Below are 11902 nucleotides of genomic sequence, written 5' to 3'. Positions count from 1 at the left end.
TAGTTTCTTAAAAGACCTAAAGGGATTAACTTCATTAGGCCTTAGCTCAAATCAAATTTCAGATATTAAGCCTCTTTTACCCTTGCTAAAAAAAGGAAGGAAGATTTCTACTGAGGAATATGCTGGAGATATTCGTTTATACAATAACCCTGTTAAGAGTCCTCCTGAACATATCTTACAACTAGGAAATGATGCTGTGATACGATATTTTGAAGCATTGGAGCGAGAAAGTGTAACAGAGGTACAATTATTAGAAGCAAAAGTATTGTTACTGGGAGAAGGGAAGACTGGGAAAACATCCCTTCGTATAAAAATAGAAGATGAAAATAAGGGTTTACCAGAAGAAGAAGACAGAACAAGGGGAATTGATATTTATAATTACAAGTTTCCTACTCAAAATGATACATTTATGTGTCATATATGGGATTTTGGCGGACAAGATGTCTTGTATCAAGTACATCGATTTTTTTTAAGTGACGATGCGCTGTATATTTTGGTTACTGACTCCAGAGCGGATCAAGGAAATAAATATGAGGAATGGTTGCAAACCATAGAGATATTTACTCATAAAGACGATAATCAAATTATATTACTTCAAAATTTAAAGTTTGGAGATACTCCTGCCAACATTGATATTGCCGATTACAAAAAGTATTACACCATTGTAGGTAGTAAAGTCTTTGAAGTTGATTTGAGTTTTTCAGAAAAGAGGCATCTTGATGAATTTAAGGCATTCAAAAAAGTAATGGAACATCGCTTACTAGAACTTCCACATGTTCAAAAAACAATATTAAGTGATTGGTTGGATGTGCGCATAGCATTGGAAAAATTACTAGAAACAAATACACATCTAATTACATTAAGTCAATACACTAAAATATGTAAACAATATAATGTTGAAAATAAGGATAGACAAAAAGATTTATTACGCTATTTGCATAGTTTAGGAATTGTACTTTGGTATGAAGAATATCCTGCAATCAAACAAAAAGTCATTTTGAATCCTGAATGGGTCACTACTGCTCTATATCGTATCATTGATAGTCAAACTATTCGAAGTAAAAACGGGAAACTGGAACAAGAAGATATTGAAAATTTATGGAACGAAGCTATTTATGAAGATTACCATAATGAACTATTAGAAATACTGAGGATTTTCCGTTTGGCTTATAAAAGAAAACAGGAACACTCGTATATCGTACCTTCTTTGATGAGTAGCACAATTCCTACACGATACGATAATTGGGATTCAGAAGGGAAATGGCTTATTAAATATAAATATACACGTTTGATGCCTAGAGGAATTGTCAATCAATTGGCAGCAGAGCTTTGCAAATATGTAGATTCTGATTTTGAGGATGTTTGGGCATTTGGTGTAGTGTTCACTACAAGAAACGCTCAAGCAAAGGCACAGGTAAATAGAAGTATGAAACAGATTGTAATTGAAGCTCACGGAAATGAGCGACTTACATTAATGCAAGCTATTGTAAAAGCAATGAGCGATATTCATGATACGTATAAAGGACTTGAATTTGAGATTGAAATTCCATGTGTATGTGAAAAATGTGAAACTCGTTTAAGTGCGAATAAAAAGTATCATAAATATTATGAAGATATTAAGTTAGAAATTGATGATAACCAAGACGAAATTTATTGCCGTAATTTAAAAAGAACACTCAAAATTGCGCCTATTTTAAAGCGTTCAGGTTTTGCATTGCCATACAAATTGGTTGAATTACTACGAAAAACAGATGCGTCCTATCAAAGACAAGAAATACATAGAAACAGTATATTAGAAAACATACAAGAAGGAGTTCATAGAAATTCTAAGGCTAATGAAAAAATACTAAGAAACACAGAAGAAATTAAATCTGACTTAAACGAACATTTTGAGCAATTACTTCGTTTAGAAACAAACGCAAAGCTCAATAAAGATGAGGTTGTTAAAGCTGTTCAAGAAATTTCAATCACGCAAAGAGAAGCTGTTTTTAATGACATACAAATAGTATTAGAAGGATTGTATGATGCAATGGATGCACAACTAAAAGAATATTTTGATGCGCTAAATACAGAAAGCAATAATTTAGAAATGAAAATTAAGGCATCGGTTCCATTATTAAATTTAGTAGGGTTGGATATTGGTGTTGAGGGTGATTTTGATATAAAAAGTTGGAGTGAAAAGATGTACAAAAAGTATGAAATACAGTTATTTAAATTATTTGGGTATCTATAAATTTTGAAACAACTCGCAACAAACAGCTACAAAATAGAAAACGTTAGCTGTCGAACCACAAAACTAGAGTTAATCAGTGTTCATTGTCAGTAGATATGAGCAAAAATAAAAAGGGATAAATTAACATTTTTGTTATTTTGTCCCATTCCGTACCCTCAAGGTTTCTAAAGTCGAACTTTTTGGTGGAGGATTTAAAGGAAATTAGTTTGTTTGTGGATGAGTATCCTTCACTATTAAATGCTTCTTGATTTATAAAAAAAATCAAATACCAAGTACTTCTAAAACAGTTAGCCTTACTAATCCCATTGTAAGCGTTTTTCAAAACCTTATTGAGAACGCTAAAGTATTTAACAAGTTCATCAACAAGCAAAATTTCACCTTAAAAAACGTATCAAATATTCAATTTCTTTGATGAATGCTGTTTTATTATTAAAAAATTACAACCTCACATTATTCGTTCTAAAACGATTTGCTCTTCACTTATATTAACTAAACAAAAAAGAGAGATACCTACTCCAGTTATCTCTCTTTTATAATAAAGTCGTGCCTTAAACGACTTATAAAAGATTACCTTTTTAATATTTATAGTTTAATAAAGAATCTTTTTTCTTTTGTATGATAAACCATTTATGTAACACCCATATATGATACCTGCAACCGCTAGTAATACTATACCAGTATCTATGGAAAAACCTGGTGGAGGTGGCGGTCCTGGTGGAGGTGGTATTACCTGAATGAATAGATATATTTTATGTAACATTTAATTAACTCCTCTAAATAATTTATGATTTCTTATACATCAGCAATTGCATAGTTTTTGTCATCTGTTTTACGATTTCAATAAATATCAGTTGCTTCTATACCATTGGTGCTAGTAGCATATCCAAAAGCAAAAAAAATATTTTGTAAAAAAACAAACTCCTATTTGACAATGTAAATCGAGCCCATCTTCATTTACATAGTCCATCCCTAGTTTTATGGTTGATATAAAACGTTAGAAAATATGCTATTTGAATTTTCAATGAGATCACTTACTATTCTTTGATTATCTTTTTAATTACCTCACCATTTTCAGTTTGTACTCTTACGATATAAACTCCAGATTGTATGTTATCTAATGTTATTGAACTGTATTTTGTGTTTAGAGGTTTACTGATAATTTCTTTTCCAAGCATTGAATATACACTAACGCCTGTCAGGTTTATTCTTGACCTAGAATTAATGATAAGTTTGTTATCTTGAATATATACAAAAATATCTTCTTCATTGATAGCGCTTATCTCGTCTACACTTAAGATTTCACTAGAGAACAATAATTCAAACCTGTTAGGAAACTTACCTTCACTTGTTGTAAATGTATAATCTGCGACTCTTAAATCATGTATGATATTTAAGTCATTGTCTTTTAAGTAAATTTCGGAGGTAGTTAATACTCCTTCTGTTTGAGATAAACCTATAGAGAGTTCTCCCAAAATATTTGCATCATATCCTAACGGAACGATGTCTGAATCTAAAAACGTTGGTCGTCCTTGTATTCCATATTTTTTTCCATCTTGAAATGAATAGAAGTTAATATAATTTGATCCTGAAAAGCGTATTCCATCGTACAATCTATCATTACCAAGTGTAGCATTTTCAAAGAAACCAATGAGTATTTGACTAAATGCGCCATCGGTATTTGTGAGGTTTAACCAAAGCCTATCTTTTTCTAATGTGGTTTCTATGTTGGTTTCTGGAGTTAACGATCTATAAAAAAGATTATTAGCGTATCCAATACTTCTCATGGAATTATTAAACTCTATTGTACCTGCAGTAATTGCTTCTACAAAGAAACCTTGTCCAGAAGCTACAAATCCTGTTGGAACGCTGCTTCCAGAAGCAGAAGCTGTTCCTGTTCCTCCAGTAGCATTGTACATTGCATAATCATTCGTACTAAAGTTAAATGAATCTGGTCCAGGATTTGAAACAGATATATCATCAATATGTGTCCACAGGTATATGGTTCCGTTTAAATTGGTGTTTAACGTCATGAAATCATCAATGTTAATTGCAGACGGAAAAGGATTTCCTATCAAATTCCAATCATCATTTGCATCAGCTCCATTTGCACTTAGACTTACTGTAGTCATAATTTGACCATTATTTACTTCGCCACTAAACATGATCGTTTCCGTACGCGGAAATGCTCCTCCTATAGGTCCCATTGCGGCATAACCAACTCCTTGATTCATTGTTGTTCCAGCAGTTACAAATGTCCAATCGTTTCCATCATCATCAAACTCATCTGCATCTAAATCTGAAAAGTTGGCTGTATTAAAACTGTAAATACGGCTCGTAGTCCAACCTCCCAATATTCCGCCAATAGTAGCATTTGTAATTGGAGATGACCAATATGTATAATCGTATTGCTCAAAAGGTGTCGTTGTTTTTTCTACATTTATGATTCCAGTTCCATTCAAGGTTACAACTCCACTATCATCAATCATAACTAATGAAGCATCATCATTAATGTTCATTATTGCTGTGTCTTCAACTGTTAAGTTGTTTACAATTTCTACATGATTACCTGTCTTTACTGTTAGCGTAACACCACTGTTAATGGTTAGAGAGCAAACTTCTAGGTTTCCATTTGTTGAAGTATCATATCCGCTAGTTAATGTTACTTCTCTTGATCTGTCTGGCGAGCCACTACTCCAAGTACTTCCATTCCATTCGGTGCTTCCTCGTTCATGTTCTCCCAAATATGGGTTTGTTCCAGATGCAGAGAATTCAACTTCAGCATCTGTAAATTCTACCCATTCATTAATATCAAAGGTTGTAGATGGTCCAGAGGTTACACACTCATTTCTTACAAAACATCTTCGATCTCCCCAAAGTGTACCATCACCTATTACATCTACTCTGTTTGCCCAAGTGTCACTATCATTAGTTGTACTAATTAGTACGATATCATCTCCACTAAACAAATCTGCTGTTGCTCCAAAATCGAATGTAGGGTTCCCATCATACCCAGTTTCTCCCGGTGAAGCATACGCTGGTAGTACTGCATTTCTATGTCTATATCTTCTGACTTCGCCTGGAGCCATGTCTGTAGTGATAAGAATATTGTTATTAAATGAGTTTCCAGCACCATCTGTAGGATCTGCTGCTGCAGGATTATCCGCATCAGCATTGTTTAAGACTACTATGTAATACGTGTTTCCAGCTATTGTGGAAGGACTTATATTTTTTACTTCTACCCACTTGTTATCAGTCGCACCTTCATAATACTGTGTTAGCATGATTTCTGCTCCACAAAAGTTTACAGTAACCAACACATCATCAGTTTCATTTATACATGCTCCACTTGTTACTTCAACAGTATATGTAGCTGTGCTTGTTGGAGAAACTGAGATTGGGTTTCCAACTACTGTTCCAAATCCTGCTTCTGTTGAAGTCCAAGAATATGTTGCCGTAGCTGGTCCGGTTGCTGTTAATGTAACTGAATCACCTGAACAAGAAGTTTGATCGGCCCCTGCACTAAAAAGTTCTACTCCTGAGCCTGTTCCTCCATCAATTACTGTAATTTCGTAATCACATTGCGAACCAGCACTTCCATCAGTCATAATATAATAGGTATTTCCAATAGTTAAGGATGAAGAAGTAAGATTAAAAATTCCATTGTTTGTTCCATCTGAAGTTGCACAATCAGAAACTCTTGTAAAATTGGCGCCATCATATTCAAAGATTGCAGATTGAATTCCTTCGCTGCCACTTGGAGTTCCTGCTCCAAATGCATCATAGCAAGTGGGTACATTGTATTGAAGTGTTATAGATGTAGAAGCCGCTACAAATTGAATCCATGAGTTGTTTTCTATAGTTCCTCCAAAAAGTGGTCCTGGACAACTTCCTCCTAGATCCGTTAAGTTTGCTGGCAAGTCTTCTGTATATCCTACTGTTGTTCCACAAAAACCATCTAAATCACAAATATATGGTGCGTTGGCAAAGTCATCTGCTGCTGCTGGATTTGTTCCACAACCTAAAGGGACACAAGACATTAATGCTTCCCAACCGTTATCATCTCCAGCTGCATCGGAGATAAATTGAAAGGTTACACATTCACTAATTCCGTAAAGATAAAAATGACTTGCCCCAGGATCGCTCGTATCCGTAATTGTTGCTAGTAAAGTTCCGCTGGTATCCATTCCATCGTACATGTATAAAACATCTCCTGCTACTATTTCAAAATTAGATTCTGAAGAGCCATCGGAATCTGACGGATTGAATATGAATTGTAATATTTCATCTGCCGATCCAGAGCAAAAGGTAACCGTATAGTTTTCGTTGTTAAAATAGTCTGCTGCTGGTCTAGAATCGGTAAAAGTTCCATTACATGTATATACTGTTTGACCGTCATAGGCATCAATTTCATATACCAAAGCAGCTGCACAAGGAGACACTAAGGAATTTGTCCCTGGTGATCCGCCAGTAGCTACTTCTGTCCAATTGGTATTTGTGTTGGAATTATCAAGAGAAGCATTTGTAAGATGTAGTGAACTTCCATTTCCATTAGCACCATCTGCATTCGTATAACTTACTGCATCTGCTGTAGTGGTTCCGTCTGAAGCATAAATGGTAATAGTTTGTGGTGATGAATTGATTAAATTATTTGTATCGTTTGTACTGGCATCAATTCCATAATCAGGAGTAAAATTACATCCCGGATTATAAGATCCATCACCATTACTTCCCAAAGAAATAGTAATACAGTTTCCATTTAATATTGTGGTACTTGCAGGAAAAGTAAACGCTGTAGTTCCTCCGATGTCTATGATATAATTACTAATATCTTGCGTACTACCAGATGTATTACAGACTTCTATCCACTCATCATCGGTACTTGTAGAGTTATACATGAGTTCTGTGATGACAATATCTGCAACAGGAGGTGTTTCGTTATCGGATATCGTTAATGTATGCTGTACATTAGTTCCTAAAGCTGCTGAGTTTCCTCCAGAAGCATTTTGTAAATTTAAGATCACCGTTTCGTCTCCTTCATATACCAAATCATCATTTGATATATAAATTGTAAAACATTGATCGGCGGTGCTTCCTGCAGGAAATGTTACTGTTTGGGGGAAGCTTATTGCTGCAGGACTACCAGCACCATCATCATAGTCAGTTCCGTTAGTAGCAGTGCTTGAACCATCTAGAGCAATTTCTACCGTTGTGGCATTTGTTGCATCTTCATTGGTTATAGAAGCACAAACATCAATAGACATTCCTCCTTCAGAGAGTGTAGATGTTGTTGATGTAAATTCTACTGTTGTTGTGGTTGGGACAAAATCGCCCCATATTTCAATGCTATCAAAAGCTATATCTTCAGATGCAGAATTAAGCGTAATTACATCTATAATTAGATTAAAATCAGCTCCTGTACCAGCAATTGCTTGCGTGAATTGTGCAAAAGCAGGAGTTAATACTGTACCGTCACCTGTACCGTTAAAATCTGTGTCGATAGCGGCTCCAGTATTAGATGTACCCACACTTTCTACCCAGATTAAATTTTGATTAGTGCCCCCATCAATATTTCCTCCTACATGTAATGCATCTGTAGAGTCCCAAGTTCCAGTTCCGCTAAAACCTCTAGCTAAGTGTATTCTTATCTCAAGATTTTCGTAATTAGAAATATCAATATTGGGCACTGTAATTTGTTGATCGCCAGATAGTGGTGTTGGCGCTGCATCTTTATCTTGTACTGCAAAAAAGAAGGTGCCTTGTGTATTGGTAAAGTTTGGAGAAATATCTGCATCTGAGAACCTTCCATAATAATCATTCGCTCCATCATTACTTTCTGTTCCAGTTGATGTATAGCCACCAGGAGTTTCAAAAGTTAATTCCCAAATCTTAGTCTGAGAAAAACTATAATTAGCCATAAAGAAGGCAACTATTATTAAAAGTAATTTTATGTTTTTCATCTGTCTATTTGTATTTTATAATTAGGGGTCAGATGTAATTCACCAATGTTAGTTATGGCTCATTTCATATGCAAACTCAGTTTTTATTCTCTTATCAAAAATATTTATTAATTAATTTACAATCAAATAGTTAAAAATATCATTTTTACAATTCAGTTTCAAATATTCATATTTTAAAAAACTGATAATTAGTTGTTTACAGTGATTTAAAAACAAAATTTATAACAAGTCAGAAATTTTTATGTTTTTTCTTACTCTTTTATGTGGAATAATATAGCTGTTTATTTTTTAATAATTATAAATTCTGACCGTCTATTTTGAGAATGTTCAGCTTCTGTACATTTTTTACATGGTACTTTAAGGTCACTTTCTCCAAAACCTTTTCCTGAAATGCGATTTTCATCTATTCCTTTTGATATGATATATTGTACTGTAGCTTGGGCTCTTTTGTCGGATAAAGTCATGTTATATTTCTTACGTCCTTTGCTATCTGTATGCGACTTTACAAAAATATTCATGCTTGGATGACTATTCATTACAGTAACAAGTTTATCTAGTTCCAAAGCTCCTTGATACGTTATATTACTTTCATTAAATTCAAAATAAACTGGCTGTAAAATAACTTCCGTTTCAGTAATTACAGGTGCTTTTTCTATTGGTTCTAAGAAAATTTCAAGAATGTTTGATGATCTATTTTCTATCGCTTCTAACGCTGTGGTTTGTGGCATATATCCTTCTTTAGAAGATGCAACTGTATAGTTTTCTTCACATAGAAACTCATAAAAGTATTTGTTTTTAGTATTGTTCTCTACGAAGGCATTTGTGCTGCTATTGCTAACTTCAGCATTTACATTTTGAATACTTTTTTTTGTTTTACTATCCTTGTAGATGATTTGAATTTGCTTTTTGCATATAGGAAGTGCCATGTATAAGTCGTCATTTCCTTTTATGTTACTTGTAAAGAAACCTATTTTGCTTTTTGTGTTGTATGTAAATGAAAAATCATCTCTTTTAGAGTTTATTGTTGCGCCTAAATTTTTCGCTGTAGCATTTTTGATAGTACGATCAATAGCGTAAATATCTAATCCTCCAAAACCTTCTCGTTGGTTGGAAGCAAAGTATAATATATTGTCATCACTGATATAGCTATAATCTTCATATCCTTTTGTATTTACTTCCTTTCCTAGGTTTTTAGGAGTTCCAAAACCATTTTTTGTAACTTCTATTTCCCAAATGTCAAAATTCCCATAAGTTCCTGGCATATCTGAAGAGAAATACAACGTTTTTCCATCCTTGCTTATAGCAGGACTACTGATTGAGTATTTATTACTATTTAAAGGAAATGGTTTAATATCCCATGAATCATCTGATTTTGTAGCAATGAATAATCCTAGTTGTCCTAATTTGAGATTGTTATTTTTTTCTTTTTTATATAGATTTTGATTGAAACTTTCTGATATGAAGTATATCGTATTGCCATCTGCAGTAATGCTTAAAGGTCCATCATGCCATTTTGAATTTAGTTCTTTTACAGGTTCGCTAGCATTGAAATTTTCGCCGTCAAATTTTGCTTTGTAAATGTCTAAATATGGTTGATTATTCCAACCTTTACGTTTTTTATCAGCGTTCATTTTTTCAGCACTTACAAAATAGAACGTATTATCAGCCGTCAAAAACCCTCCAAAATCTGAAAATTTTGTATTCAGTGCAGTAATGGGTTTTACTTTAAAATCTGTTGGCTTATCTGTGTAGTTTTTTAGGTATTCAATTTTAGACTTATGCGCTTTTGCTCTGTAGTCTGAGGGTGATTTTTTTACAAAAATATCCATTTGCTTATTTGCTTCTTCATACTTGTTTAGAGCATTCAGAATTTGCGCATACCGATAATGTATTTCTCCATCGGTAAGTGGATTTGTTTTTATGAGTTTTGAGTACCAAAGTGACGCATTTTCAACATCGAAGATATTATAATAGCTCGTTGCTAATTTTTCAAAAACATACGATGATGATTTGTATTTAGGTTTTTCTACTAACTTCAAGTATTCTTTTATTGCCTGATTGAATTCAAATCTTTGAAATAATTCATCTGCTGTTTGTGTATAAGAATCTTGGGCTATAAGATTCCACATAGTAAATAATAGTATTGGTAGTGTAAAAAGCTTTTTTTTCAAAATTTTAATCTTTAGTTCATTCTAGGGGTTTGCAATTCTTTTTATTATTGATTTAATAATAATTACGTCTAGGTGATTTAGATACATTTCTAAACAGTGGCAAATCATATAGTATAAAAAATTCATGAGATGCTTTTGTAACTACGTTTAAGTCAGATACGACATTATCATAGGCATAGCCAATCCTTAAATCAGGATTTATAGAAAAATTAATCATTGCACCAAAACTATCTTCCAATCGGTATGTAATTCCAGCTTCAATTCTTTCATCAAAAAACACATTCGCTGATACATCTAAAGAAGTTGGCGCATTGAAAGCAGATTTCATCATAAATGAAGGTTTAAATTTAATTGTTGGAGATACGTCAAAAACATACCCTCCAGTTATAAAGTAATGTGAAACCTCCGAGCCAAATTGATTACCTGTAATAGTTAAGTGAGGAGATTTAATTGTATTCGGGATAGAAACACCTAAATAATACTTATTTGTATAATAAAAAATACCTGCACCTAAATTGAAAAGAATATCATCTGTGTTTTGTAAAAAGGCTGGATCAGACTCATTTATAAGTGTCCCATAGATATCAGAAAACAATCCTACTTTATGTGTTGTGAATCCTGCTTTTAAACCAAAAGCCAATCTATGGTCTTCGTAACTATCACCCAAAGCAATCGTATAAGAAAAATCTCCATAGAAATTATTTTCGTTAACAGGTCCAATTTTATCAGAAATAATGGAGATTCCTATTCCAACATTATTGCCTACAGGAGAATGTGCAAAAAAAGTTGCTGTTGAAGGAGCGTCTTCAATACTAACCCATTGTTTTCTGTAAAGTAATCCTAAAGAAACATTGTCTTTATTTCCGGCGTATGCAGGGTTTACCACGCTCATATTATACATATATTGTGTATATTGAGGATCTTGTTGTGCAAATGCATTACTTAAAAACACTAAGAGAATTACTATGCAGATATAAGATTTATTCATCTTCTTTTTTTTTAGTATCATTTTATATTATCTATTAAGATATACCCATCCAGATGTAGAGTTTCCATTTTCAAATTCTATTAAATAATAATACGTTCCTGTCGGAAGCTTATCACCTTTATTCGTTTGTCCATTCCATTCATTTGTATAGTTACTTCTTGAATACACTTCGATACCATGCCTATTAAATATTTGTAATCGTTTGACATCTAAATTACTTAGATCGAAAGTGTCATTTAGACTATCATTATTAGGGGAAACTCCTTTAGGAATAGAACAGTTTGCGTTTTCTATATAAATAGATTCTTCGCTAAAACATCCATTTTTAGATATAACGAGCCTGTAAAAACCAGATTCGGTTATGGTTACATTATCATTAGTGCCAATCAACTCATCAGAAGGATCATACCATTCATAAGTTATCATAGCATCAGGAGTTGATAATGATGCATATAGTTTATAATTAACATCGTCGCAGTCAGATGATAGTATTACTTCTGGCAGTTCAATAAAAGTTACAGTTGTAGTGTTAGTAAGTGCTGCGTTACAACTT

The 11902-nt window shown here is 33.4% G+C and carries 5 protein-coding genes; 1 reads left to right on the top strand and 4 read right to left on the bottom strand.

The window, feature by feature from the left end; translation table 11 throughout:
- Positions 1 to 2233 (top strand): COR domain-containing protein (locus ACRBBL_RS27455; protein WP_431372310.1); only part of this gene is annotated, 2233 nt, incomplete at its 5' end.
- 1034 nt (positions 2234 to 3267) lie between these two features.
- Here the strand turns inward: ACRBBL_RS27455 and ACRBBL_RS27450 are convergent.
- From ACRBBL_RS27450 to ACRBBL_RS27435, 4 genes are all read right to left on the bottom strand, one after another.
- Positions 3268 to 8190 (bottom strand): lamin tail domain-containing protein, encoded by a 4923-nt coding sequence (locus tag ACRBBL_RS27450; protein WP_431372309.1) that lies wholly within the window; start codon positions 8188 to 8190, stop codon positions 3268 to 3270.
- Positions 8191 to 8471: 281 nt separating this feature from the next.
- Positions 8472 to 10361 (bottom strand): OmpA family protein, encoded by a 1890-nt coding sequence (locus ACRBBL_RS27445; protein ID WP_431372308.1) that lies wholly within the window; start codon positions 10359 to 10361, stop codon positions 8472 to 8474.
- 52 nt (positions 10362 to 10413) lie between these two features.
- The gene (locus tag ACRBBL_RS27440) at positions 10414 to 11349 is read right to left on the bottom strand and encodes a PorP/SprF family type IX secretion system membrane protein (protein WP_431372307.1); all 936 of its coding nucleotides are present in this window, start codon (positions 11347 to 11349) and stop codon (positions 10414 to 10416) included.
- 27 nt (positions 11350 to 11376) lie between these two features.
- On the bottom strand, positions 11377 to 11902 hold a 526-nt coding region (locus ACRBBL_RS27435), incomplete at its 5' end, for a gliding motility-associated C-terminal domain-containing protein (RefSeq protein ID WP_431372306.1).

Source organism: Kordia sp. (assembly GCF_050633145.1).
Lineage (GTDB): Bacteria > Bacteroidota > Bacteroidia > Flavobacteriales > Flavobacteriaceae > Kordia.
The sequence above is the reverse complement of the archived record's forward strand: the minus strand, read 5'-3'. Positions and strand labels throughout refer to the sequence as shown.